The organism is Pseudomonas sp. RG1, from assembly GCF_025910115.1.
Lineage (GTDB): Bacteria > Pseudomonadota > Gammaproteobacteria > Pseudomonadales > Pseudomonadaceae > Aquipseudomonas > Aquipseudomonas atacamensis.
The window spans coordinates 56,535-81,235 of the sequence record NZ_JAPCIK010000023.1 but is presented as its reverse complement, the minus strand read 5'-3'; the positions used below and the strand labels follow the sequence as shown (position 1 = coordinate 81,235).

The 24,701-nt window shown below is 53.4% G+C and carries 19 protein-coding genes and 1 tRNA gene; 13 read left to right on the top strand and 7 right to left on the bottom strand.

The annotated features are described in order from the left end of the window. Positions 1-382: 382 nt before the first annotated feature. A complete protein-coding gene (locus OK411_RS14915; RefSeq protein ID WP_264365259.1) occupies positions 383-862 on the top strand; it encodes a hypothetical protein in 480 nt (159 codons plus the stop codon). 249 nt (positions 863-1,111) lie between these two features. Here OK411_RS14915 and OK411_RS14910 read toward each other — a convergent pair whose 3' ends face one another. The 4 genes from OK411_RS14910 to OK411_RS14895 all read right to left on the bottom strand — a co-directional run bounded on the left by OK411_RS14910 (position 1,112) and on the right by OK411_RS14895 (position 8,224). Beyond that, positions 1,112-1,579 carry a hypothetical protein gene (locus OK411_RS14910; protein WP_264365258.1) on the bottom strand — a complete coding sequence of 156 codons (468 nt, stop codon included), beginning with the start codon at positions 1,577-1,579 and terminating at the stop codon, positions 1,112-1,114. 156 nt (positions 1,580-1,735) lie between these two features. Further along, positions 1,736-2,857 carry a hypothetical protein gene (locus tag OK411_RS14905; RefSeq protein ID WP_264365257.1) on the bottom strand — a complete coding sequence of 374 codons (1,122 nt, stop codon included), beginning with the start codon at positions 2,855-2,857 and terminating at the stop codon, positions 1,736-1,738. Between the two features lie 499 nt (positions 2,858-3,356). Next, on the bottom strand, positions 3,357-3,779 hold the full coding sequence (locus OK411_RS14900; RefSeq protein WP_264365256.1) for a type II toxin-antitoxin system HicB family antitoxin: 423 nt from the start codon (positions 3,777-3,779) through the stop codon (positions 3,357-3,359). Positions 3,780-4,153: 374 nt separating this feature from the next. Next, on the bottom strand, positions 4,154-8,224 hold the full coding sequence (locus OK411_RS14895) for a KAP family NTPase (protein WP_264365255.1): 4,071 nt from the start codon (positions 8,222-8,224) through the stop codon (positions 4,154-4,156). Between the two features lie 372 nt (positions 8,225-8,596). On the opposite strand from OK411_RS14895, the gene OK411_RS14890 reads away from it, so the two are divergent. The 4 genes from OK411_RS14890 (at position 8,597) to OK411_RS14875 (ending at position 15,057) form a co-directional block, all read left to right on the top strand. Further along, on the top strand, positions 8,597-10,906 hold the full coding sequence (locus OK411_RS14890; protein WP_264365254.1) for an AAA family ATPase: 2,310 nt from the start codon (positions 8,597-8,599) through the stop codon (positions 10,904-10,906). 26 nt (positions 10,907-10,932) lie between these two features. Continuing rightward, positions 10,933-12,777 carry a UvrD-helicase domain-containing protein gene (locus OK411_RS14885; protein WP_264365305.1) on the top strand — a complete coding sequence of 615 codons (1,845 nt, stop codon included), beginning with the start codon at positions 10,933-10,935 and terminating at the stop codon, positions 12,775-12,777. Between the two features lie 111 nt (positions 12,778-12,888). Beyond that, entirely contained in the window at positions 12,889-13,956 is a 1,068-nt protein-coding gene (locus OK411_RS14880) for a hypothetical protein (RefSeq protein ID WP_264365253.1), read from the top strand. A 177-nt stretch (positions 13,957-14,133) separates the two neighbouring features. Then, on the top strand, positions 14,134-15,057 hold the full coding sequence (locus tag OK411_RS14875; protein ID WP_264365252.1) for a DUF2971 domain-containing protein: 924 nt from the start codon (positions 14,134-14,136) through the stop codon (positions 15,055-15,057). Between the two features lie 282 nt (positions 15,058-15,339). Here the strand turns inward: OK411_RS14875 and OK411_RS14870 are convergent, their stop codons facing one another. The 3 genes from OK411_RS14870 to OK411_RS14860 all read right to left on the bottom strand — a co-directional run bounded on the left by OK411_RS14870 (position 15,340) and on the right by OK411_RS14860 (position 18,542). Continuing rightward, complete coding sequence (locus OK411_RS14870; RefSeq protein WP_264365251.1) at positions 15,340-17,661, bottom strand: hypothetical protein; 2,322 nt, start codon at positions 17,659-17,661, stop codon at positions 15,340-15,342. A 25-nt stretch (positions 17,662-17,686) separates the two neighbouring features. Next, positions 17,687-17,761: transfer RNA gene (locus OK411_RS14865), tRNA-Lys, on the bottom strand. A gap of 136 nt (positions 17,762-17,897) precedes the next feature. Beyond that, positions 17,898-18,542, bottom strand: coding sequence for a dTMP kinase (locus OK411_RS14860; RefSeq protein WP_264365250.1), 645 nt, complete (start codon positions 18,540-18,542; stop codon positions 17,898-17,900). 104 nt (positions 18,543-18,646) lie between these two features. On the opposite strand from OK411_RS14860, the gene OK411_RS14855 reads away from it, so the two are divergent. From OK411_RS14855 to OK411_RS14820, 8 genes are all read left to right on the top strand, one after another. Then, positions 18,647-19,708, top strand: a complete 1,062-nt coding sequence (locus OK411_RS14855) for an SDR family oxidoreductase (protein ID WP_264365249.1) — start codon at positions 18,647-18,649, stop codon at positions 19,706-19,708. Between the two features lie 378 nt (positions 19,709-20,086). After that, on the top strand, positions 20,087-20,602 hold the full coding sequence (locus tag OK411_RS14850; RefSeq protein ID WP_123442477.1) for a DoxX family protein: 516 nt from the start codon (positions 20,087-20,089) through the stop codon (positions 20,600-20,602). A 59-nt stretch (positions 20,603-20,661) separates the two neighbouring features. Further along, a complete protein-coding gene (locus OK411_RS14845) occupies positions 20,662-21,081 on the top strand; it encodes an organic hydroperoxide resistance protein (RefSeq protein ID WP_073476308.1) in 420 nt (139 codons plus the stop codon). 112 nt (positions 21,082-21,193) lie between these two features. Next, positions 21,194-22,078: a DUF692 domain-containing protein gene (locus OK411_RS14840; protein ID WP_264365248.1), complete on the top strand. Its 885-nt coding sequence runs from the start codon at positions 21,194-21,196 to the stop codon at positions 22,076-22,078. Continuing rightward, the gene (locus OK411_RS14835) at positions 22,071-22,862 is read left to right on the top strand and encodes a DUF2063 domain-containing protein (RefSeq protein ID WP_130901238.1); all 792 of its coding nucleotides are present in this window, start codon (positions 22,071-22,073) and stop codon (positions 22,860-22,862) included. The genes OK411_RS14840 and OK411_RS14835 overlap by 8 nt, the downstream gene beginning before the upstream one ends. Before the next feature lie 252 nt (positions 22,863-23,114). Continuing rightward, entirely contained in the window at positions 23,115-23,597 is a 483-nt protein-coding gene (locus OK411_RS14830; protein WP_264365247.1) for a hypothetical protein, read from the top strand. A 203-nt stretch (positions 23,598-23,800) separates the two neighbouring features. Next, a complete protein-coding gene (locus OK411_RS14825; protein WP_016774741.1) occupies positions 23,801-24,016 on the top strand; it encodes a tautomerase family protein in 216 nt (71 codons plus the stop codon). Beyond that, positions 24,013-24,669, top strand: a complete 657-nt coding sequence (locus tag OK411_RS14820) for a DsbA family oxidoreductase (RefSeq protein WP_217878118.1) — start codon at positions 24,013-24,015, stop codon at positions 24,667-24,669. The genes OK411_RS14825 and OK411_RS14820 overlap by 4 nt, the downstream gene beginning before the upstream one ends. Positions 24,670-24,701: the final 32 nt, after the last annotated feature.

The window sequence follows — 24,701 nt, the reverse complement described above, 5'->3', positions numbered from 1 at the left end:
ACGAATTGCCAATCTGCAAATGGAGAATGCTGAGTTAATAAAGATGCGGGACCAACTCTATGAAGCACTGTCGGCAATTACACATAATTGCCTGCTTAAAGGATTGGATGTCGAACAAATCCTAGCCCCGTTGCGAAAGCGTTAAGTTTTAAGGTTGCCATCGCGGCCGGTCAACGTGCCGCATGACACTTGCGAAATTGCACTCTACTTCACCACCAAGTTGTATTCGACCTGACCAGTCATTTTCATTCGTTCTGACACCAATTGCACCGGATTTGACCGGCACGCTTTGTAACCGTGATCAGCAGAGAACGACCAAGAGCGGACGTTCCCATGCGACTGCATACGGCCAAAAGCGGACATTCGAACACGAGACAATACGATGAACAAAAAAGCAAAAATGACTGCATTTCTGCTCAGTAAAGTAGTAGCCCAACCTTTGATTGGCCGGACGTTTGACCCTGATCGCATGATCCGAATCCCCGATTGTCATTCGATCGTCGAAGTACTTCGCCTCATCAAACACGGAGGGCCAGAATGGGCACATCGTTACGTCACTATGTACTTTTCCGGTCCATCGAATGCTTGGGCTCTGGTGTACTCGCTTCAGGATACCAGCGCCCCGTATTTTGACTTCATGTACACCTGCAAAGAGCCGCCTCAGAAGACCCTGGTCGCACTGCTAGGGAAGTATCCACAGTGCTCTGTCATCGACTGGTCACCCGGACGCCTGGCCTGCATCGAAGCTCAGGGGGTGGATGTTGATACTCTTGCTGAAATAATCCGGGATGTAACTGAAGCCGCTTGGGATGAGCACATCATGTTCGTTGATGCTTCGTACGAGGAAATGGGTAGAGCGTGACTCAAGAGCGGGCGATCGACCTTGACTTTCCATTTTCGGCCGTCACTTATCTGTCATAGCTTTATCGGAACGCTTATAGGCGGATGTACAAAAAATCAAACCATACGGCGCGCTGTCCCATCCGCCTGGAAGCGATGGCTTATCTTTTGCGATAGGTAGCCGCTAGCTATCCGCGTGCCATTCATAACGGCCGCTTCTCGGCAACAGTGTGGGGTTCGACTTAATCCGCTTTCGGCCCTTGGCTGCAGCTCATGATGTCGTGTCCCAATAAAAATGGATGTACTCCTCTTCATACTCCGCGAATAGTGAAACGATGAACTCCGTCTTCATTGAATACATCAACAACGCTCCGATGAAGCCGTTCGGCTCATGCAGCGGCTGTTTGAGGGGAGCAATCAAATCCCGCGCCTGATCCGCGACCATCTGATTGAAAACAGCTTCCGAAATCTCCTCAAACTTAGCGTCAGAAACGTAGCCCAGGAAGTAGCTTTCTCTATCGGGATGCCAAGCTACACATTCCGCATGAAGCCAGAATTTCAATCCGTTCTCGCCTTGCTGTTTGGGCGCGCGAGTTATGCGAATGGTCTCTTCAGAGTCGGGGTATTCAAAGGCGACTGCTGGATAGGTGACGTAATAGAGACCGCGCCAACGATCGCACGCGTTCCAATAAGTCATTCCTTCCCCGGAGAGTTTGTCAAAATCGCTTCTGTTAAACATGGAAAAACCTAATGCGGAAAAGGGGACGATTTTATTTTCAGAAAACGGATTCTAATAGCAAAAAAGGGGACTAAAAAGTAAATCAGCCCCCTTTCCCAACGCGCACTTGATTCAAGAGACGGAAATTTTTAACTTAAACTACATTTTATCTCAGGCTCACTTACCTTTCACCTTTTCGATGATTTTTGCTAATCCGTCCAGACCATCAAAAGTCGAGGGCAACTCATTTTCACCAGTTACCAATCCACTGAAAATCACTTGTTCAAATCGGTCTAAAGTCAGCTCCTTAGAAGAGCCTTCACCATTGGATTTGGAAACTGTTTTTCTAGCCTCGCCTGAAAACTTCACATAACTTTGAATAAACTGAAGTAGAGCTATACGAAGATCAAGTTGGAGCATCTGCGCTTTCACGCCTCTAAAATTGTGAAGCGCCACGCGAAAAAAGTATACGAACACCAATTCCAAAGCAGCAATCGATACAGCTGTATAGACATCAATCTCCGGGATTTTCAGTTCAGCATAATAGACATATACTTTCAGCGCCGCCGGGGAGATCATCATCGCTGCCAAAAGCAGTAAACACGCAAAATTGAAATGCTTTTCGATTGCCTTGCCAGCTCTCATTTTTGAAAACCCTGATACCAGCTCTACAAAATCCGAACCAATCTTAAGTTTTTTTAGACCTTCCGCCAAGTGTGCTACTTTTTGCTGTCCTTCGTTGAGGGTGCGCTCATTGTCAGCATTAACTCTCACCGCACGCTCAATAGTTTCTGGAAGTTTTTTTATAGCAACAATATCCTCATGATGAAGATACTTCTTCAACACTCCAATCAGCATTGAGTGCTGACCGTACATTATGTGACTTCCTGCAGGGTGATCTAAATTCAGCCCCCGGATCATCCTGAGTCCATGTGCTAATTCTTCAGAAAGACCGCTGGAATTCGATACCTCATACTCCTGCACAAAGCGAAATATAAAAGCAGCCAACAGTTCAGAATCTTTGGAATCTTGAGGATCTATCGTCTCCAATTTCTCTTTAAATTCACGACCGATCATTTCAATGTTAAACAGGCAGCCGCGCTCAAAAGCAATATAATTATTTCGCATCGCGGCTAGTGATCTAATTATAAAAATATTGATACCACTAGTGTCCATCCCGTCAGTATCGATAGCACTTCTGTACCGACTCTCAGTCTCTAGAAGGAGACGATGCATCTCGTCATCCTTAAAATACCCCTTAGAAGACTCAGTGTCTTTTACTTCCATTTGTTGAGACATGTCCATTCCAAAATTCATCAGTGGCCTATCACGATGCCGGCCAGAAGCCATCATCCTATCATCTGTAAAGCTCCATCGCGAAATGACGACCGAAAGGAACTGAAAAGGGACAAACTTATTTAATTGTCATCGCCCTCTTCTGGCCGTTTTCTGCCGGTCATGGCCACGCTTGATGGTCAGATCCGATGCAAATGATGGTCAGGTCGAATGCAAATGGGTGGGCAAGTCCGTGCAATTACCCAACACTGGGATACCACTGCCGCGTTCGCAAGCTGATCACAAGGTTGCGAGCAGTCATTAGCAACTGAGCCCTCACGTCAAAAGCATACTCCCCTAGCTCCAGCGGTACACAAATAGCACAGTTGTTCGGTCCAATCATCCCTGGGTACGCCTTAGCGAGGTCTACCCGGCGCGGCCTTAGGGTATACACGAGAGCGTCGGTGATATCAGACCAACAGCAGGCGTGAATGGTGCGCTTGGGACGAGGCAGATTCCGGCATTAGGCTACTTCCAGGACCAGCGACAGACGCCGACCCAGCAATGCAAGCGCACGCTCCATCTGCTCAATTTTCGAGGCGTGGATGAAGTCCAGCAAACGGTCGACAACCTGCCGCGAACAAGCCATTCGACGGGCAAGCTCGGCGCGGCTCACGCCTTCATCACACATGGCATTCCATAGCAAGATCTTGGCCACAGTCAGCACCGGCAAGTGCAGCACCATCGCAGGGGCGCTTGGCACCGAGGGTGCTGGAATCTTGCGCCGCTGCTCTACGTACAACGACAGCGCCGACTCCAAACCATTTAGGGCTTCGGCAAATGCTTCGCACAGCGTACTGCCTTCGGCGTTCATTTCCGGAATATCGGTGCATGACAACCACACACCGGTGGGCTCGGTATGCTGCACTAGCGAGTAGTGATACATGGCTTTACGCCTCTCTAAATTGCCCAAGCTTTCGTTGATCCCCCGTAGCCTTTAACGTCGAGTTTCGCCGGTCGCTCACGGGCTATGATCGGCAGCGCAAACGCAATCTGTAGCACATCTGGAGCTGGTTGTGCTCAGGGTCGTATTCCCCGCGACCTCCCGTCGGCAATCAATAAATGCGACCTACTAATCAATTGGACTACTCTTATTCCAGCCCGCTGGGTCATCGCTTCGCAGGAAGCATGTACATGCATGAAAATCAGCGCTGCAATCAGTTGCCGGCAGGCCCACAGACGATTGAGCAAATAGGTAGTCAGCGAGCTTGCCAGCTGTCATTTGCATCGGGGATGCCCCTGCTGTGATTACATTGCCCGTCATTCTTCTGAAGCCTTGTCGAATCGGCTTTTCAGCTTGGTCAATTCACGTCCCTTCCCAAACGTGTCCGAGATTATCTGCATGTCCTCTTCGCTGAGTGTGGATGCGTCGACCGATGCCAGCGCTGCATGGGTACCCAGGCTATAAGACAAACGAGCCATATTTGTTTTGATCTTGATCGAGGAGCAGCGCGGCAGTGTTCTCAATAAGGTCTGGGCCGTAGCGAGCTTGCTCTCTTGGTTGGTCAGGCGGACGCAGAAGGACTCCAGGTTTTCGTTGACCGCGCTGGCTGTTTCCGGCGCTGAGCCGAGTGCCAAGATCCGGATACCAAGATCGATAAGTTCTTGCGGTGCCTGCATTGGATCAAGTGATGTGATCTGACGCCAGATTCGGCGTCGTCCATCGTCGGTTGCTTCGGCGGTAAGTAGGGTTTGCGCCAATACTCGATAAGCAGTCTTGTCCAAGCACTTCGACCACAACGACAACAATTGATCGGGCGCGTCCACAGTGCCTGAATGCGCTAGCGCAAGCACCTCTAATGTCGATGCGACGCTTTTCGGCAGATCCAGCACCGATACCGCTTTTTTCCAGACTGCTGCCAACCAGGCCACCTCTTGCTCCGAATTCCAACTGATGGGCGCTGGTAGTTGGGCGATCTGACTTGGCGAAAAATGCCTGGCGGCACAGGTGAAGAAATGCTCTGCTTCGGCTGGGTGGGTTTGCCATACCTGGCAGGCGAATTCGACGAGATCAGCTTCACGCTCGGCAGTCACACGTTTGGCAGTGATCATGGAATCAAGGGACGCCAGCAAACCGCGCTTCGCTTCCTTGAGGTCGCGCCGGCCGGTACTGATCGCCTCCGTAAAGATCGTGTCAGGCACGTACCCTGGATGTACCTGATCGACCGATGGCCATGTGTCTGCGAAATGCTGATGGAGCTGATTATTCTGAGCGGGGTAGCTGCTAGCGGAAGAAAACGTATCACGCAGACAGGATGCGATTGTCGCTGGAGATCCATTGAGGTAGATTTTTGAAAGGCCGGCCATAACGCTGTCGAGATCGTCGGCTGATCGTGATACGAATGACGGCAGCCGGCTCAGCGCTCTATCAAGATGTGCTTGCAGATTCCCGGTAGCCCAGGATTGACTCGGAATTTCCACGGAGGCCATCGTGTAAATTTCGCCAAAGCCTTCAGGCATCGGAGCGGTAAACCCGGAGTCGAAATAAGTGGTGATCTTAATTTGAACCTCGTCCGGCAATTTGTCGAAGCCCTTCATCAGAGAGCGACAGCAGTCTATCGGCAGTTCGTCAGCCAAACGCTCAACCCAGTTCGTGCTGACCTGGGCGGCAAGATCAGGGGCACGCTGGATCATTAGCTCGAAAAGCGCTACCGCATCGACTTGATAGTCTTCTCCAGTGGATAGGTTGTTGCACAGTAAAACAAGATTCGATTGTGCGTCTGCTGTCAACTCACTAAAACGAGCTGAAGCCACAGCCATTGTCCATTGGAACCCTCGATGGTAATCGATCTCAGGTTTTGGATGAGCCAGAAGATTTTTCGCCACCGCGATCACGCATCCCGAAAGCGTTTGTGCGTCCGCCTTTTGATGTGCTGCCTCTAGCACAGTCAGTGCGCAAGCCTGCAGCTCAATTCGCGGTAGAGCCAAATATCTCAGCACGAGTGGCCACAAAATGGATCTGCTCTCTTCACCTTGGGACACCAACTCGGCAAACAGACGACCGACTCGCCCTGCGACCACTGGCAACTTCATCACTTCGCCACGGTTTGCATCCAACTCGTCGGCAACAAGTGTCACGTAGTCCGTACCCAACATCGATAGCAACATAGCTTCATGATCATCTAACCACCGCTCCAGCTCTTGGAACTCGAACTGGTAGGAGCCGCCACTGAGATTGACATCTCTGACCTTGAGCCAATCGATCAACTTGCGTTCCTGAGCAGCTGGCAGTCCGTGCTCTGAGCGGACGCTGAGCACGATGTCACAGGCCTTACTAACCATCACCCGGGCTTCGTCCAAGCTCGGAGTCTGCATGGTTTCTAGGCGAAATTCGATGGTTTGGCTGGTCGAGAGTAGATCGTCAATCAACTCTGCAGCGATTTGGCGTTGTTCCTGAGTATTGGCACTTGAGACGATGTTGCCAATTCTGTCCAGACCAATCATTGACCGGAGATCGAGTGACGCCGTGAGCTCGTTGCACAGTTTGCCCAGCATCAGACGCACTGTCCGCGGTGGTAGCCGATCAAGGAGGTTGGCGATCACCCGCATTGCATTATGACGGCGGGCAGTCGTCTCCAAGTGTAGATCACTGACCAGCTCGTGGAGCAGGTGAGCGTGGTCATCGCTTAGGGCGGAATTATCGGCGCGCGTTGACAGTTGCTCAACCACACCACGAGTATCGCCAGACATCAGCAGATTGTATATAACGCTGGTCCCGGCACCAAACTTTCGACTTATTGGATCTTCAGACAGCAGAAGCAGACTCTGAAGAGAGTCCGGCCAACGAATACCAACAAGGCTGGACAGGAATTGACGAAGGTCCCTACAGTCATCGCGAATCGTCGTTGTCTTACTATCCTTGTCCAAGGTTACATAACGCTTACCCAGTAACGCTTGGGCTTCAACTGGTTGATCCAGAAGCGAACCTTCATTCACAAGCAACTGGGTCAGTCGACCTAGCAGCAAGGGGTCATCCTGAAGATCACGATAGAAGTCCGGGAAGCTCACCCGTGCTGCACTGAGTGCACCCAAGGAGATGGGGTGGGCAGTCACCGATCCCTCGTGCAGACCGCCTGGCCGCTCCCCTGCACTGCCTTCATACTCACGACGTTTCGCCAACCACCAGGACTGTGCAAAAGCGTTGACGATTTGCAAAGCGTTCCGAGGATCCGCGACATTCACATGAATCATCCGATCAATCACTTGCTCGGGGCTGGAGCCCGAAGTCTTCAGGTCGCTGACAATCTCAGTAAATGACAGGAGATTTTTCAGCGCGAATTGCCTCATGTCGCCTCGAGGTACTGGCGGGATTTCAAGTCGAAATTGGAAGATGCGATCAAGGTACCGACGAGCGTCCATGTGCGTGAAAACGGTACCTGGCTGCTCAGGGTTTTTGCCGCGACCCCGCGCCAGCGCATCGGCAACTTTTGCTTCGTCACACGAGATCACAAACACTAGGCCCAACCCGTGTGGAAGCTTTTCAGGGGGGATTTCCATGAACGCCCGGACGGCGTCGAGGCCGAGTACCATTTCTTCTGCTGAGAGCCTATCCAGATCATCGACGAAGATCACCAGGCGCTCGCAAGGGTTTACTTTTCGAAATATCCCTGAGGGCTCCTTGAACGCCTTCAACTGTTCGAGGAGCATTTCTTCGTATTGTTCTGCGCTGGCGCTGGGAAGAGAAACCTTTGTGATCGACCGGAAGCTATCGACCTTTGAGGGCTTCAGGTTCTTGAGTAGATAGCTGTAGGCACCGCTTATTGCCAAGATGAAGGTCGATCGAACATAGGGGTCGCTCCAAGGGAGGACGGCTAGCCCAACCCACAGCAAACCAAAAAGCAACAGCATGGCCACCAGGAAGGCAGGCAACGGCATCGACCACGCGCGCCACAACTGACAAGCGTACTCTCGAAATCCTTTCCACTGATGCTCAACCTGTGTGATGTTTCGGAAGAGCTTGTCATGAAGCGCCTGTTCGTCTCCCCCAAGCTCGATAAAAACGTGGCGCAGAAGCGCGCGTTTGATGTCCTGATCTTTACCGCCGAAACGCCAGGCATTAAAAGTGATGCTCTTGATGCTAGACCTACGTGAAGGCTTACCGGAACCGTCGGATGCGCCGTCGGCGAGGCCTTGGGTGTAAAGCTCTTTGATAGAGCTTTTCCCGGTACCCCATCCGCCGAGTAGTCCAATGCTGAACGGAGGCTTATGGTGATCGGCCTCAATCAGGCTCTGGAGTGCCTGGGAAAAATGCCTGTGACCAAATGCATCCTGAGCTTCGTTTTCGATTTGCCGATCGAGCACTGCCGGCATTGGCTTGTAGGATTCAGGCATGCGTTGCGTCCTTCAACGTGTTACTGGCGGGCTGCCACTATCAGTCAAGCCTACTGGAAGGATGGAGGACAACACAACTTTGCCCTTGGTACAAATTTGGGCTTGAACTCGGGCTGAGCATCTAAGCCAAATGCAAAGGCCGTCATCGCAACTTCTTAGTTGCCTCAAGACATGCGGTTTGGTGCGAGCATTTAGAAGTGCCGTTACCTTCTTACGACAGTCAATGAACAACGCTGAGCGAGCCGTGAATCGGTACCCTCTGAAGTGGAAAAATGACATTCCTAATGGAGTCCTGTTGTAATTGGGCTAGAGTCGTCTCCACACATCTATCGGCTTGGCAAACCGCCAAAGTGCGGTCACAAGGAAGAGGCTATGCAAATCCAGCACCTGGAGATCGCGAACTTCCGCAAGCTCCTGTCAGTTCGAATCGACCTGGCGAGCACTACTACCCTTCTGGTCGGAGCGAACAACAGCGGTAAATCCTCCGCGATGTTGGCGCTACGCAAGTTCCTTCTTTCAAAAGCGACCGCGTTCCGGCTCCAAGATCTGACGCTCTCGCATCTCAGAACTATTGATGCCATTGGCGTCGATTGGGAAGCTGATGATGAAAGTCTCGAAGCCCCCGCGGCGAACGAGTGGGCGCACTGGTTACCCACCCTGGATCTGTGGGTGGAAGCCTCACAAGGCGAACTCCACCACATCAGAGATCTGATTCCCAATTTTGCCTGGAAAGGCGGCCACGTTGGCATGCGCTTCCGACTCGAGCCAAAGGACATGGCTAAGCTCTTTACTGATTACCGGAAGGAGCGGAAGCGCGTAAAGCTGCTGCAAGAGGAAATTGAGAAACAGGCCGAGGTGGGAAAGACTCCGCTCACCCTGCAACTGTGGCCGCAAAGTTTGCACGATTACCTCAACCGGCGCCTGGGAACGATGTTCGCGATTCGCTGGTACCGTCTCGATCCTACGCAACTCAGCGCACCAGATCCCAAGACTCGTCACGCCAAACTTCAAGGACTGTCCGTGACCGCTATTCCGCTGGAAAGCAACCCCCTGACCGATCTCATCCGAGTTCACGAAATCAACGCCCAACGCGGCTTTGGAGACAGCGCGGAAGAATCCATCACCGAAGGCAGAGGTGGTTCGGGGAAAAAGTTGACGGAGCAATTGCGCACTTACTACAACCGGCATCTGGATCCGGGTGACAGTCCAGATATCTCGGACCTGGAGGCGCTGACAGCCATCCAGGCTGCCCAATCTGCATTCGATTCCCGACTCACCTCCAGCTTCGCCCCTGCCCTCGACGAAGTCGCAGGCCTTGGATACCCTAACAATTCTGACCCTGCTATCAGGGTAGAAACCCGGCTGTCTCCTACAGACGGGATGAACCACGAAGCAGCAGTACTATTCGAGCTGGACTCAGCCGCAGGCGCGCCCGGCGCCCCTCCCATGCGCTTGCCCGAGACGTCCAACGGTTTGGGTTACCAAAACCTCATCTCAATGATTTTCCAGTTGATGGCGTTTCGAGATGAATGGCTGAGAAAGTACAAGAACGCGGAGGAGCAGTCCGACACTGGTGTCGAACCAATCCACCTAGTGCTGATCGAGGAGCCTGAGGCTCACCTACACGTCCAGGTGCAGCAAGCCTTCATCAAGCATGCGTATCACGTCCTGTGTAATGACCCTCTGCTTAAGAAATATCCGAAGCTCAAAACTCAACTGATTGTCAGCTCTCATTCGAGCCACGTCGCGCATGAGACGGAGTACGCGAATCTTCGGTATTTCCGTAGGCTGCCCGCGGGCATGGCCGGCGTACCTATTCCAGTGTCCACCGTCTCCAACCTAAGCACTGTTTTCGGGCAGAAAAACCCTCACAAGCAAACGAAGGAGTTCGTGACCCGTTACCTCAGGGCGCAACATGCCGATCTCTTCTTCGCCGACGCGGTCATTTTGGTAGAAGGTGCTGCAGAGCGAATGATGCTGCCTCACTTCCTGCGCAACCACTTCCCCTTCCTGGATCGATGCTACATCACCATCTTGGATATCGGGGGCAGCCACGCTCACCGACTCCGGCCGCTGGTAGACGCATTGGGCATCGTGACTTTGGTGATCACTGATCTGGACGCTGGCCACAAGAAATCAGCGGTACCGGTTAGGCGCCAGGCAGAGCAGTCAACCAATAACCCTACCCTCCGGCACTGGGTGGCGGCCCGACAACTGGGTCATGACGTGGACACTCTGCTGGATCTGGATAGTGAGCAAAAAGCTGTTCAGATCGATGATTTGTTTGCTATCAGAGTGGCGTATCAGACACCCATCACCATTCGTCTTCCTAAGACTCAAGTTGATGTAGAGGCCCTGCCCAATACCTTCGAGGACAGCCTGGTACTGAGCAACGTGAAGCATTTTGCGACTAAGCAAGGCCGGGGTTTGACCAAGGCAGTTTCCAAAGCGCTGCGTGAGTCGGAAACCGCGGACGATCTGGGTCAGGCGTTGTTCGACGCTCTCAAGAATGGAGACAAGGCGGAGTTTGCTTTACAGATACTGGGAGATCCCAACTTTGCCAAGGTGGCGATTCCCGAGTACATCCGCGAAGGGCTCACCTGGTTAGAGACCAAGCTCAAGAAAAAGAGTAAGGAACTCCTGATAATTCCAACGGCCAGCATCGAGGTGACTGGACAGTGAGCGCCATTACCGAGGTTGTTGATGAAATGAAGCCGACTGCTGATGAGGTTATCAGGGAATGTCTAAACCTAGAGCAGCCACGCAGCTTCTTCCTTTACGCCGGGGCCGGCTCTGGCAAGACCCACTCGCTCGTAGAAGCAGTGAAATCGCTCAAAGGGCGTGAGCGACAACGTCTCACATTTGAAGGTCGGCAGATCGCGATCATTACCTATACCAATGCGGCCTGCGAGGAGATCGAGCGCCGACTCGAGCACGATCCTCTGGTTGAAGTCTCAACGATCCACGCTTTCTCCTGGAGGATGATCAAGGGCTTCAACGATGACATTCGTGATTGGTTGCGCGTTAAGCTCGCCGCCGACATTGACGAACTGGATGACAAACTCCGTAGGGCGCAAGGAGAGAATAAGACGTCTCGTGCTAATCGGGCGAGCCGGGACAGCAAGGCCCGTCGCCTCGCGAGCCTGGATGAAATCACCGACTTCACCTATAGCCCGACGGGAGACAACCGAAGCAGGCAATCTTTGAACCATAGCGAGGTCATCCAGATGGCCGCGGCGTTCATCCCGAAGCCGCCCTTGCTTGATGTGATGGCCGACCGGCACCCGGTGCTCTTGATCGATGAAAGTCAGGATACGTACGGCCCGCTAATGGATACCTTTCTGCAAGCTCAAGCGGCAATCCCTGAAAGGTTCTGCCTAGGGCTTCTCGGCGACACGATGCAACGCATCTACAACGACGGGAAAGTTGGGTTGGATGATGCCATTCCTGCGGATTGGGCCAAGCCAGAAAAGCGCATGAACCGTCGCTGCCCAACTCGAGTTGTCGACTTAATCAATGTGATCCGTGCGAGCGTTGATGGTCATCAGCAAATACCTAAGCCGGGGGCTGCCAGAGGCACAGTACGAATGTTCTGCACACGGCAGGTACCGGGTCAGGATTTCAGCCTGGAAGAGCAGATTGCTAAGCAAATGGCTGACGTCACCGGCGATGTTCAGTGGGCAACCGGTATGCAAGGCCGCAAGACGCTCATCCTGGAACACAAGATGGCTGGGCGGCGTATGGGGTTTGAAGGTGTATTCACGCCGTTGTATGCCGTTGAACACCTAAACACGGGCCTACTGGACGGAACGCTACCCATACTCAAGCTTTTCTTTGAGGGGGTCGCCCCAATAGTAGAAGCGGCTCGAGCGGATGATTTCACGCTCATGGAAGCGGTGCGGCTGCGCTCCCCCTTGCTTGATCCCAAATACTTGGAGTCGGCTGGCACCAACCAACTAGAGGTGCTGGAGGCTGCTGGAAAAGCGACCCAGTCGCTCTGTGAGATGCTTACGGACAATGATCCACTCATTGGGGAGGTGGCTCAAGTTCTTCAAAGGACTGGCCTGCTAGACCTGCCTGCTCGCTTCGTCGAAGCGATGGCTCTGGGCGCAACGGCTGACGATGCCCCGGAAACATCGGATCGCGAAGCGCTTGAGATTCATGCTTATCGGATCGTCCTGGGACGCTCTTACTCGGAGATGGAGGCGTTCGCTGGCTACGCAAATGGGCTCTCACCGTTCGGCACCCACCAGGGGGTGAAAGGCCTAGAGTTTCCGCGTGTGATGGTCATCCTGAACGATGAAGAGGCAGGCGGTTTTCTGTTTAGCTATGAGAAGCTGCTCGGCGTTACGCCTGCTTCGTCAACCGACATGAAGAATCAGCGCGCGGGCAAGGATGATTCCTTATCGCGCACGCGCAGGCTTCTTTATGTGACCTGCAGTCGTGCAGAGGAGAGCTTGGCAATCGTGATTTATAGCGCCCAGCCAGAGACTGCCAAAACGAACGTCATTGAAGCCGGCTGGCTGAAGGCAGACGAGATTGTCGTGCTGTGAGAGGTGTAAGAAGTTGAACCGTGTGGGGCACACTCCACTTAGCCCGGTTAATCAGCTCATGTATGGCGAGAAATTTATGTTTCTGGTCTCAAGATAAAAACAGGATGTGAGATGCGTACCGCTTTTAAATTATTGGTTCACGAATCTGAAGGACAGAAATATGAGGATCTTTTTGTAAAGATCATGTCCTACAGTGACCCGGGGTTTAAGCCGGTGAAAGCCTACGGGAATATTGGTGATCGGGGGAATGACGGGTGGGTGGCCAATAATGGTCGATACTATCAGTCATACGCTCCTGAAACGTTAACCAGCAATACGAAAAATGCGCTGAGAAAACTCAATGATGATTTCGAGAAGCTAAAAAGCTTCTGGGATCACATATCGTCTGTACGAGAATTTTATTTCGTCATAAACGATAAGTTTAAAGGTGTCTCTCCTCATATTTATGAAGCTGTCGAGCAACTAAAGCACATGCATGGTTTAGACCACGCTGAGGTATTCTTAGCAAGCCAGTTAGAAAGAAAGCTGTTCTTACTGAGTAACGATCAAATCAAGCAAGTGTTGAATTCTTTTGAGTCTACACCACCCGCTCACAATCTCAAGGTAGTGGACTTTTACGAAGTTCAGGACGACGACCAAGATTATGGGGATGAGGTAGCTACCGAAGTCGAATTAAAGCTCAGAAATGCGGGATCTGAAGTCGCTTTTGTCAAGGAAGTATCCTTCTATACTGTTAAGCATTGGCAACTTTTGACGGACAGGCATCATCGCGCTGTGGATGTCTCAGCGACGTATGATATTACTATCTCCGAGAACCCCGGAAGCTTAGCAACGAAGAAAGTCCACCATGAAGTCAAGCCCCAGGAAACAGATAGGATTCGATTTAAGCTTCATTCGAAATTTAGCGCAGATCCTGATGGATTGTCGCTTTATCTCATTCAGGTTAATGTTCACTATAACGAGGATGCGGCGCCAATGTCGTTTCGGCAGACTATAGTAAATATTCGTCCGCCGCAGGTTAGCGAGGCTTCGTACTTTGGAGGTTATTCAAACAAAACGTTAAAAAATAATAAGAGCTTGGCTCGAGAGATTCTTAAACTTCATGCGGATGGTGTTGGTATCGAGGATTATGTTGTCGAAGTCTTGGAGTCATGGATGTTAGCACCTGACACGCTCTAGTTTATATTTCGACCGCGCGGATCAAAAGGCGGTCAACGGTTAGCATTTTAATTTTTTAGAAAATACAATCGCCGCGATTTCTCATGCTCAAAACGGTGCTCTTCCGTGAATTCAAATAATAAAATACCCCCTCCTACAACACTATATAGATACCGCCCTCTGGGCAATGCAGAGCTCGTGAAACGAGAGCTTGACGCTATCTTCAACAGCTATCTGTACGCGCCACGCTTTGATCAAATGAATGACCCGATGGAGGCACTGTTCGAATATCCCCGCGAAGATCGGATGGCGGTTTTGATGCCAAAAAACCTTCTTGAGTTTGCTAGCAAGGCTCTCGAAGGGGCAGCAGCGACAGCAAAAAAATCAGGCTTGATATCCATGTCGACTACCCATTTGGACTACCCACTGTGGGCGTACTACGCTAGCAATTTCGAAGGTATGTGCTTAGAGTTTGATACTCAAGAGTTAGCCATTGCAGATCTGTACCAGCATTTATTGGTGCCCGTTGTCTACAACTCCATCGCTCCTCCTCCAGTGACCTTTGAACTGCTTGGATATTCTGATCCAATGGATGTAGTCAACGGTCGGCTAATGCAGAAGCGACAAGAGTGGCAGCATGAAAATGAGTGGCGATATCTCGCTGGAAGAGAGGGTCGCAAGCTGTATACGGACCCAGCGCTAAAGCGAATTTATCTAGGGCCACGTATTGCCCCGAAAACGAAGTCACGGATTCTTTATAAAATGAAGAATCGTCCTGTCGAGATTTATGAAGGTTCCGTACGCGGATACGAAGTTGAGTTCAAGTGCATCCAGAAGAGCACTGCTCGGGAGGCGTGCGAACGAACGGGAGCAGGTATTTTTGACCGGCACCTAATATTATCTTCCGCGAAGGAGCTGCGTGCTGCTCTTGGCGATAATTTTGATACCCTGGAGCGAAAATGTCACGAGCTCAGTGCCCACCCAAATCTAGAGCGCATAGATGGAGTCCGCGCGACCAATAACCAAACTATCGTTTGTGTAACCGCAACGTATCGCTTAAGAGGTGGACGTGACATCTCTCGAAACCATCTCTTTGATGCTGATATGAACCTACTGCCCTAGACGAGCGCAGTAGCCTCTTGTGATGCCGGAGCCAGTGAGACGGGCTCCGCCTCACCAGTGACAAGGAATATGGTCAGGCATCAATCTTCTCTTCTTGCTGCTTCCAATCCGTCCTCATGAACCGGTATCTATGAACACTGGACTTAAAAAACTGTAGGTAAGGCCAACATTGATCGGTGTTTGGATCACTTTATGAACATCTGAAATCGCCCACTTGTTCAATGATGGATGCGAATGGCCTCAGGCTTTAGATATCAGATCCACCACTCCCAACCTCTCAGTCTAAGCAACGCCATTCGTTTGCAGCTTCAACAACCAATGTCTCTCGGTAGTCCATCCGATAAAAACCTGAGCACCTTCGCTTGCTTGGCGAGCCTCGGTCAACGGTGCGCCAGAAGCCGCTACTCGCAACCCTCTAATCGCCGGCAGGAACCTTTCAAGAAATCCACTAGGCTGAATCGCGAAATGCGCTTCGATACGTTCAATCGCGTATCGCCTTTCTGTCTCATCGAGCATCGCTAGATAAAACACCATCTGCCGCCACGCGTACGCCGTATTTTTGATCATCACCAAGCTGGAGTGATAAAACCGCAACTTCATCTGCTGGCGTATGCATATCCATCTGAAGCATTCCTCGGCCATCGAAGCCAAGCGATCCTTCAACAGCGTTTTCAACCCAAGCTCACCAAATAAGAGCGCAAGGTTTTGCGTCGTCAGGATCTGTTGTTGCTCGATGATTTTCCCGTTAATCGCCGGCCGCCATGTACCCAAGCGCTCATCAGCCCTCTGAGCGCACAATCTGGCCAATGCGTCCCTGGAACTAGCGTCAGGTCTGGAGAACCTTTTCCGCCTGGATTTCGGTTGATCAGGAAGCATCGCCAATTGGCTTGCATCAATGTCGTAGTAATTGGCGTATAGCGTGCCACCTGTCAAAGATGCCGCCTGCCTGGCAGATCTTATGTACTTGTTCGAGAAAGTGCCCATGAAAATGTCCGAGGCGACCTCTTCCACAAAAGGCAGATCCAGCTTGGCCATCGCACCAAGCGCAGCAAATTCCTGAATGAGTTTGTTGGGCAGGATCGCTTGAGGAAAAGCGCAAAGAGTCATTGCTGCGGATTCGATCAGGAACTGTTTCGCTGCTTCAGCGACCACCGCGTCCGTTTCTCGCTGGTCTTCAACAGCCGCCACCCACGGCAATTCATTCATCCTGACCTGACTTTGCAGATCCAACAGCAACAATGATCGGCGTTGTCGAAAGGCGCGATAGGTTGCAACAGAGAGCATCCGCAGCGACGTATCGCGAAATCCTGCGCTGCAGATCTCAGCCGTAATCGCTGGCAGCAGCCGCGCCACAGTATCCCCGGATGTAATCAATTCCTTATCGATCAACTCGGCAATTGTGCCCTTTCGACACCGCTCGACGCGTCGACAAATATCAGGAGGAATGCCGCTACCTGTTAATAGCGAATATGTGCTCGCTTCTTCGCAGGTAACGGGTTGCAGCAGAGATGAAAAGTCGGAAACTCCGTCCGAACCGGGATACATGCTCAGACGTGCGGCAACCGCTTTAGCAAGTAGATGGTGACCGGGTGCGGACACGTGACTGCGTTGAGAGTCTCTGTGCTTCTGATGAGATTCGGATTCGGGATGACCATGCTTGCGTACGAAATCGTCGACGATCCTGCGAATTCGTCCGACTTGCCGTCCCGTAAGCGACGCCGCATCGCTAGCGCAATTCCCCAGCAGTGCAAACAACTCCCCTGCCCGATCCCTTGAGCTTTCAGCTTCACCTGAAGCGCTGGGGCAAGAAGCATCGAACTGCTGCTTCAGGGTATTCGCCTGCTCAAACCAGCCCTCGGGATACCGGCGACAAGGCCAATCATCCTGATACGTTAAAAGGAAAAGCGACACCGCCGAATCGTAAAGCGGTAACCGAGTTTCAACGACATGCTTCTGCACTGCCACGCGCGCCTGTGCCGGGCGATTTGAAAGCACGGCTCTGACATCCCCGACAGTAAAAACCTGCACTTGAGCTGTTGAAAGCGGCAAACCGTCAGAAGCCATCGGAAAGAATCGCAGCTGTTGAAAGAAAGGCGCTATTGCTTCAACCAGATCCCATGCGTTCTCTGTACGTTGCTGCCCCAGCAACCAGGCCACGGTCAGCAGTGCAGCTTCTTCGGGCACCTCGATTCGATAATCCCCGCTCGCCAGCTTCGCTTGCAGTACCTCGATCCCCTCCTCCGTAAGGTGCCAAGTATTGAGATCGAGTCGCTCGAAGCCAGGACGGATACCTAGAATCGAAGCAGCCAGCTGTCGCTCGTACTCGGTCAGTGCACCGCCGGCCATGAACTGCCCAGTGGCGAAACCTCCCGTGACGACTTCCAGCGTGATCCAGTCAGGCACATCCGCGAATGGAGTTCGTGAGCCATACGACGCGGATCCCTGCAATATGTTCTCGATTACATTGCGCCAGCGCTCGATGCGCTTGCTCGTCTGTCCGTTATTGTCGAGGCCCGGTGCAGCGAGTGCTCGAGACAGTTGAAAGGCTGCATAGCCGGCACCTATGCCGGCGTTCGCATTCGATTCCCTATCGTCCCTGAGCATGAGTCCTTCCGCGCCTGCGATGTTGTGGGTCCGGGGGCTGGATTCGAACCAGCGCCCACCCGGTTAAGAGCCGAGTGTTCTACCGCTGAACTACCCCGGAACAGAGCGCGGATTGTCCACGAGTGCTGAACCATTGTGAAGATCGAAAACATTGCCGCTTGTGAACCTGAACGTAATCCCTGGAACTGGTGTGCTCAGTCGTCAAATGCCGCGATGTTTGCTCAAGTCCTCGCCGCTCAGCGTGATGGACCGATGCTGTGACCACGCAGGCGGTTCACCACCCGATTAATCTCCCCTACCACCCGCCCCGTCGCCTCCTCGATCGTTCCCTCATTCCGACACAAAAACCAGCCCTGAGCGGCAGCGGCCACCTCAAATGCCTCAGTACAAGCGACATGCTCCTCCAGACCGCGAAGCACCGTACTGCTCAAGCCACGCCGGCGTGCCCCCGCCCTCTCCCACGAAATCTCCGCCGCTGTAACCACCCCGACGTGCAGGTCTGGCACCTGTACGTTGCGGTCAATGTTCAATTGCAGGATTTCAGCAAACGGGACTATCCGGCGAAACGCGGCATCGGACGGGTACCAGCGATCGATGAGGATGATGCTGTCGGCGGGTTGTTTGGTCAGCACGTGCTGGGAGATCCAGCGGCGGCTATCAGCCAGGCGTTGGCAAACTTCCAGTTCCAGATCCCGGTCAGGATGGCGGACGAGCCGGTTCACCAGATGCATTGTCTCGCCCCTGAACGGGTCGCTTTTTTTCTCGCACAGTCGGATGACTTTCTGGTTGTTTGCCCTCAGGACTTCAGTGATGGCCTCCAATAGCGAGGTTTTGCCGACGCCTTTGGGGCCATCCAGAGCGACAAACAGCGGACGAGTCATTTTTCTCACAGGCTTTAACGGGGAGTAGCGCGCACTCTAACGGATTTTCAGGTTGAACCTCTGCTGCTCAGCAGGACTCCCAAACTCAAATCCAGGAGAAACCTATGACCCAGACAGCTCTAGTCGTGGGCGCCAGCGGCATTGTCGGCAGCGCCATCACCCAGTTACTCATCGACAACCAGTGGCACGTTGCCGCGCTGTCGAGACATCCATCGCAAGCGCACGGCGTGATTCCTGTCGCGGCAGACCTTCAGGATCCTGCTTCTCTGGAACATGCGCTAAGGGATGTGAAACCCACGCATGTGTTCATTACCACATGGTCGCGGCAAGCCACGGAGGCCGAGAACATTCGCGTCAATGCGGCCATGGTACGCAACGTCCTCGCCGCCATTCGCCCAGCGAAAAGCGTCAAACACGTAGCACTGGTTACCGGCCTGAAACACTACCTCGGCCCGTTCGAAGCCTATGGTAAAGGCAGCCTGCCGCAGACACCGTTTCGCGAAGAACAGGGTCGTCTGGATGTCGAGAATTTCTATTACGCTCAGGAAGACGAACTCTTCGCCGCAGCTGAAAAGGACGGTTTCACCTGGAGCGTGCATCGCCCGCATACCGTCACGGGGGTGGCCGTGGGCAATGCGATGAACATGGCGACCACCCTCGCCGTCTATGCCTCGATTTGCAAACACACCAATCGCCCTTTCGTATTTCCAGGATCAAAAGTGCAGTGGGACAGCCTCACCGACATGACCGATGCGCGGCAGTTGGCGAAACAGCAACTGTGGGCGGCCACCACGCCGGCTGCGGCAAATCAGGCATTCAATATCACCAATGGCGATGTATTCCGCTGGAAATGGATGTGGAGCCGAATTGCCGAATACTTCGACCTGCCTGCTGCTGATTATCCTGCGTCACCTTCGCCTCTAGAGAAGCAGATGGCGGACGATCAAGCCGTTTGGGCGCAAATAGTCGCTGAGCACGGTTTGAAAGAGTCCGACATTGGACGTCTGATTTCCCCATGGCATACCGATGCCGACCTTGGCCGCCCAATCGAAGTGGTCACGGACATGTCGAAAAGCCGCCTGATGGGCTTCACTGCCTACCAAGCGAGCGATCAGGCATTTTTTGACGTGTTCGACAGGCTGCGGGAGATGCGTTTGATACCTTAGGCGGTTCCAGACAGATAAGGTGGGCACCTGGCGTGCCCACCTCATTCAACGGTACTTTCCACGCCCTCGCCCCTCCCCTCATCTGCGACGTTCATTCGCCCTGCGAAATCCTCCCGCCAGTCACCGGCAGAACGCAGCCGATCGTATATCCCAACTCCAAAATAGCGCCTTCCACAGGTATCGCTCTGTATCCAAGTGTGTACGGACGCAAACACGTTACACAACATTGATCTTCCCGCCCCCTCAGACACAAGCGAGATACACCAGCACGATGAACTGCGCCCACGGCCAGCGCAGTTGCTCCTGTGCCTGAAACCTCTCATCAGGAGCACCTGAACGGCTTCCACTTTCTTGACGACAAGTCGGAGGATTAAACCAATGCATACAAACGCGTCATCGGTCTTGAATCGGCTGCAACTTAATCTCGATCGCGCTGGGGACTGGATCGCCCCTTTAAGCCTGCGCGTTTTTCTGGCCTGGGAGTTTTTTGAAGCGGGATGGGAAAAGTGGAACGGTGAGAACTGGTTCCCGAGCATTCAAGGGGCCTTTCCTTTTCCCTTCAATCAACTGCCGGCTACGTTCAATTGGCAATTATCCATGTGGGCAGAACTGCTCTGTTCCATCGCTTTGCTTGTAGGTCTGGGAACACGTCTTTCGGCACTGATCCTCATAGTGGTCACCGTCGTGGCAACTGCCGCAGTTCACTGGCCAGCAGAGTGGTCGACGTTGAGTGAACTGGCTATGGGGTACTCCATCAGCAACAAAGGCTACGGCAATTTCAAGCTGCCGTTGATCTATCTCGTCGCACTTCTGCCACTGGTATTCACAGGCGCCGGCAAGCTGAGCCTGGATGCATGCATCGGTCGGTATCTCAAGCGTTTGAATGCACGCTGAGTGTTATCGCTTCACCAAGGTTATCGCTCTCAACCCCACTAGTAATCAGGAGTTTCATCATGACCCATATTGATAAAGTGCTGTACACCGGCAAAGTCCATACCTCCTCGGGTGGTCGCAATGGCACCGCCCTCAGTGACGACGGCCGACTGGATATAAAACTGTCATCGCCTGGCACTTCTGGCGCCGGTACCAACCCAGAGCAGTTGTTCGCCGCTGGTTGGTCGGCCTGTTTTATCGGCGCGATGGGGCTTGCGGCGAGCAAGCTGAAAGTCACCCTCCCGGTTGACCTTGCCGTTGACGCCGAAGTGGATCTAGGCACAACCGATGGTGCGTATTTCCTCCAGGCTCGCCTCAACGTCTTCCTTCCCGGCCTGGATCGCAACGTCGCTCAAGAGCTGATCGATACCGCACACCAGACATGCCCGTACTCCAAAGCGACGCGGAACAACATCAACGTGGTGATCAACCTCGTTTGAGCAGAACCGTGGCGGGTTTCAATCACCCGATTCACAACCCCCGGCTGCCAGCGGTAGCCGTGGAGGTGCTGTGGGTCGGGGGTTCCAGACGTCGAATCGGAGTATTGAGCTCATGCAAACGAACACTTCATCACCAACCCATTTAGATCCACAGCTCCCCGTTGAGGCGACCGTCGGGCTGGGATTGCGCCGTGCGCTGCTCAACACGCTTCGTGACGCTCCAGTCGGTGATTTCGATTTTCTAGAGGTTGCTCCAGAGAACTGGATCGGCATCGGAGGCGCTCATGGTGAGGCTTTGCAGTTGCTGGCTGAACGCTATCCGCTGTCATGCCATGGCCTGTCACTGTCGCTGGGTGGCAGTGCACCGCTGGACGAATCTTTTCTTGAGCAAGTCCGCGGGTTTCTCGATCGCTTCAACGTGCCGTTCTATAGCGAACACCTCAGTTACTGCAGTGACGATGGCCATTTATACGACCTGCTACCGTTGCCATTCACTGAGGAGGCCGTTCATCACGTTGCTGCGCGCATCCGCCGTGCACAGGACATTCTCGGTCGTCGTCTTGCTGTAGAAAACGTCTCCTACTACGCCGCTGCTCATCAGGACATGGACGAACTCACTTTTACCAATGCAGTGCTCCGCGAGGCCGATTGCGACCTGTTGCTCGACGTTAACAATGTGTACGTCAACTCAGTGAACCACCGCTTCGATCCAGCGGTTTTCCTCGCCGGCCTGGAACCAGAACGCGTAGTCGCCATGCATGTGGCTGGCCATTACGACGAAGCTGATGACCTGATCATCGACACCCATGGCGCCTCGGTCAAACCGGTAGTCTGGTCATTGCTGGGCCAGGCTTATGACCTTTTCGGCGTGAAGCCAACCCTGCTGGAGCGCGATTTCAACTTTCCGTCCTACGACGAACTGGTGGCAGAGCTGAACACCATCAGGCGCTTGCAACGCGACGCCAATGCTTTGGTGCGGGTGACCGTCGATGGCTGACTCCCCTTCAAGTTTGCACAGTCAGCAGCTCGCGCTCACCCGGTACCTGCGTGACCCGGACAGTTATGCGCCGCCTGCGCAGATGAATCCCGAGAGAGCACAGGTCTATCTCAACCTGGTGTTGAACAATCTGTTGGGGTTGCTGGGCGGAACGTTTCCGGTGCTGGTTGCCGTGCTGGGTGATGCCGGTTGGCGTGCGCTGGTACGGCGTTTTTTGCGTGACTACCGCGCGCAGACACCACGCTTCGGAGAAATTGCCCGTGAGTTCGTAGACTTCGTAGCGAGCCTGGAAGACTCGCCCGGCCACGAACACCCCTGGTACCCGTTCTTGCCTGAATTGGCTCATTACGAGTGGGTGGAAATGGCGCTGCAACAGTTGGACGCTGCGCCGTTAAAGGCCAGTGATGCGGCGCATTTACTCGACCGTCCCCTCAGGCTCTCCCCGCTCGTCTGGCCGCTGGCTTACACCTGGGCCGTACATCGTCTCGCGCCAGGCCACTTGCCTTCTGAACCGCCAGAACAACCGACGTTGCTGCTGATCAGCCGTGTGCCGAGTGGCCAGGTCCAATTTTCCCAGGTCAGCCCTCTCGCGTTCCGTTTGTTGCAGCGGATCGAGCAGTTCCCTGACATGGATGGTCGAGCGCAGTTGCACGCTTTGGCTGCGGAGGCTGGTGCTTCAGACGTGACCGGCTTCGTCGCTGACGCACTGGTGCTGCTGCGCCAGTTGCATGCGCAAGCTGCCGTCGGTGTAGCCGCGACACCCGTTTTAAAGCTGTTGTCCTGACTGACGAGCAAAGGCTGAGGTAGGTTTTTGTATCTCTATGTACCCAAACGCTAAGTCTTGGGATTGGCTTACAAATGCTCCGCTCGCCGATACATCGCCGATACATGACTCCCGCTAAATAGGCCTACCCGAATAAGGTCGCTCTGTCGAAGTGGAAGACGCTTGCGCCCTTCGCCTCGAGCTTCCTTGAGGGTCTATCCGCCCTGTGGCATGAATCGCGGCGTCGCCGCGCAAAGCATCTGGAGAAGCACTATGTACCGTAAACCAATGTCGAACAAAACCAGTCTCGGCCTGGCCGCAATTGCTTTAGCCGGTAGCATGAGCCTGGCATCGTCTGCGGCATTCGCTGTAGAGCCATTGCCTCAAGGTTATCAATTGGCATCGGCCGATAAAACCGGCGAAGGCAAGTGTGGCGAGGGCAAATGTGGAGAAGGCAAATGCGGGGCCAGCGAAGCCAGCGACAAGTCCGCTACTGCCGAAGGCAAGTGCGGTGAAGGCAAATGTGGCGACGACTCTTCCGCTCGCACAGACACCGACCATGATGGCCTCGTCTCTCTTAAAGAACTGCTGGCTGTAGCACCTCAGGGCGGTGAAGAATTCAAAGCGATGGACACCAACCACGATGGTTTTCTTTCGGAAGGTGAGGTCTACAAGTTCAGAACCAACCAGTACATTTCCAACGGCAAGAAAGTACCCACCGAGCTATTTACCCGCATGAGCAAAGCGCAGAACTGATTCCTCCCGCCGTAGCATTCGCCCTCCCCGCGCCTGCAGCCAGGGAGGGCGATTTACCTTCTGCAAAGCCCCAGTTGTATTGATTACACCGCGTTATAAGTGATGTTCTCCGCCCCTGATTTATCCCCTGAACGCAACACTCTAAAGTCCATCCCACTGCTCCCCTCATCATGTCGATGGGGCGCCTACTGGAGACTTATGCCATGCCTTTCATCAGCGTTCGTATCACTCGCGACGGCGTTACCAAAGAACAGAAATCCCAAGTCATCGCCGAGATCACCAAAACCATGCAAACCGTCCTCAACAAGGACCCGCACCTCACCCATATCGTTATTGAAGAGGTCGACACCGACAACTGGGGCTATGCCGGAATTACCACCACCGAGTACCGCCAACAACTGACGGAGTCGAAGAAATGACTTTCCCCGTCAGTATCGACTTTGTGTCGGATGTCGTGTGCCCCTGGTGCGCACTCGGCGCCACAGCGCTGGATCAAGCCATCGCCAATGTTGCCGGCGAGGTTGCCGTGGAGCTGACCTTCAAGCCCTTCGAACTGAACCCGGACATGCCGGCCGAGGGCGAGCACGCCATCAAGCACATGATGCGCAAATACGGGCGCAGCGCCGAAGAAGTCGCCTCGCGCAATGAAATGATCGTCGCGCGTGGCAAGGCCATCGGTTTTCAGTTCGACCTGGACAAGCGCAGCCATTTCTACAATACCTTCGATGCCCATCGCCTTCTGCTCTGGGCCGTGCAGGAAGGCCGCCAGGTCGCGCTGAAGAAAATCCTGATCGCGGCTTATTTCAGCAATGGCGAGAACCCCAGCGACCACGAAACATTGGTGCGCCTGGCCGCTGAAGCGGGACTTTCAACCACCCGCGCCCGAGAGATTTTGGCCAGCGAGGCGTTCGCTCTCGAAGTCCGTGAACTTGAGAGCTTTTACCTTGAACGCGGGATTAACTCGGTCCCGGCCATGGTACTGAACGGTCGCCAGTTGGTGTCCGGATCGCTATCCGTCAAGGAGTACGAAGAAATTCTCAGGCAAGTGGCACGAGAGTCCGCCCCGGCCTGACAAAGCGACTTAACTGCAATACCAGTTATTAA

Excerpts from the sequence above, each read along its gene's own strand:
- OK411_RS14835 (WP_130901238.1), top strand. The coding sequence starts at position 22,071 with ATGGCTGACTCCCCTTCAAGTTTGCACAGTCAGCAGCTCGCGCTCACC.
- OK411_RS14860 (WP_264365250.1), bottom strand. The coding sequence starts at position 18,542 with ATGACTCGTCCGCTGTTTGTCGCTCTGGATGGCCCCAAAGGCGTCGGC.
- OK411_RS14830 (WP_264365247.1), top strand. The coding sequence starts at position 23,115 with ATGTACCGTAAACCAATGTCGAACAAAACCAGTCTCGGCCTGGCCGCA.
- OK411_RS14820 (WP_217878118.1), top strand. The coding sequence starts at position 24,013 with ATGACTTTCCCCGTCAGTATCGACTTTGTGTCGGATGTCGTGTGCCCC.
- OK411_RS14895 (WP_264365255.1), bottom strand. The coding sequence starts at position 8,224 with ATGCCTGAATCCTACAAGCCAATGCCGGCAGTGCTCGATCGGCAAATC.
- OK411_RS14845 (WP_073476308.1), top strand. The coding sequence starts at position 20,662 with ATGACCCATATTGATAAAGTGCTGTACACCGGCAAAGTCCATACCTCC.
- OK411_RS14910 (WP_264365258.1), bottom strand. The coding sequence starts at position 1,579 with ATGTTTAACAGAAGCGATTTTGACAAACTCTCCGGGGAAGGAATGACT.
- OK411_RS14900 (WP_264365256.1), bottom strand. The coding sequence starts at position 3,779 with ATGTATCACTACTCGCTAGTGCAGCATACCGAGCCCACCGGTGTGTGG.
- OK411_RS14840 (WP_264365248.1), top strand. The coding sequence starts at position 21,194 with ATGCAAACGAACACTTCATCACCAACCCATTTAGATCCACAGCTCCCC.
- OK411_RS14850 (WP_123442477.1), top strand. The coding sequence starts at position 20,087 with ATGCATACAAACGCGTCATCGGTCTTGAATCGGCTGCAACTTAATCTC.
- OK411_RS14855 (WP_264365249.1), top strand. The coding sequence starts at position 18,647 with ATGACCCAGACAGCTCTAGTCGTGGGCGCCAGCGGCATTGTCGGCAGC.
- OK411_RS14905 (WP_264365257.1), bottom strand. The coding sequence starts at position 2,857 with ATGTCTCAACAAATGGAAGTAAAAGACACTGAGTCTTCTAAGGGGTAT.
- OK411_RS14880 (WP_264365253.1), top strand. The coding sequence starts at position 12,889 with ATGCGTACCGCTTTTAAATTATTGGTTCACGAATCTGAAGGACAGAAA.
- OK411_RS14890 (WP_264365254.1), top strand. The coding sequence starts at position 8,597 with ATGCAAATCCAGCACCTGGAGATCGCGAACTTCCGCAAGCTCCTGTCA.
- OK411_RS14870 (WP_264365251.1), bottom strand. The coding sequence starts at position 17,661 with ATGCTCAGGGACGATAGGGAATCGAATGCGAACGCCGGCATAGGTGCC.
- OK411_RS14825 (WP_016774741.1), top strand. The coding sequence starts at position 23,801 with ATGCCTTTCATCAGCGTTCGTATCACTCGCGACGGCGTTACCAAAGAA.
- OK411_RS14915 (WP_264365259.1), top strand. The coding sequence starts at position 383 with ATGAACAAAAAAGCAAAAATGACTGCATTTCTGCTCAGTAAAGTAGTA.
- OK411_RS14885 (WP_264365305.1), top strand. The coding sequence starts at position 10,933 with ATGAAGCCGACTGCTGATGAGGTTATCAGGGAATGTCTAAACCTAGAG.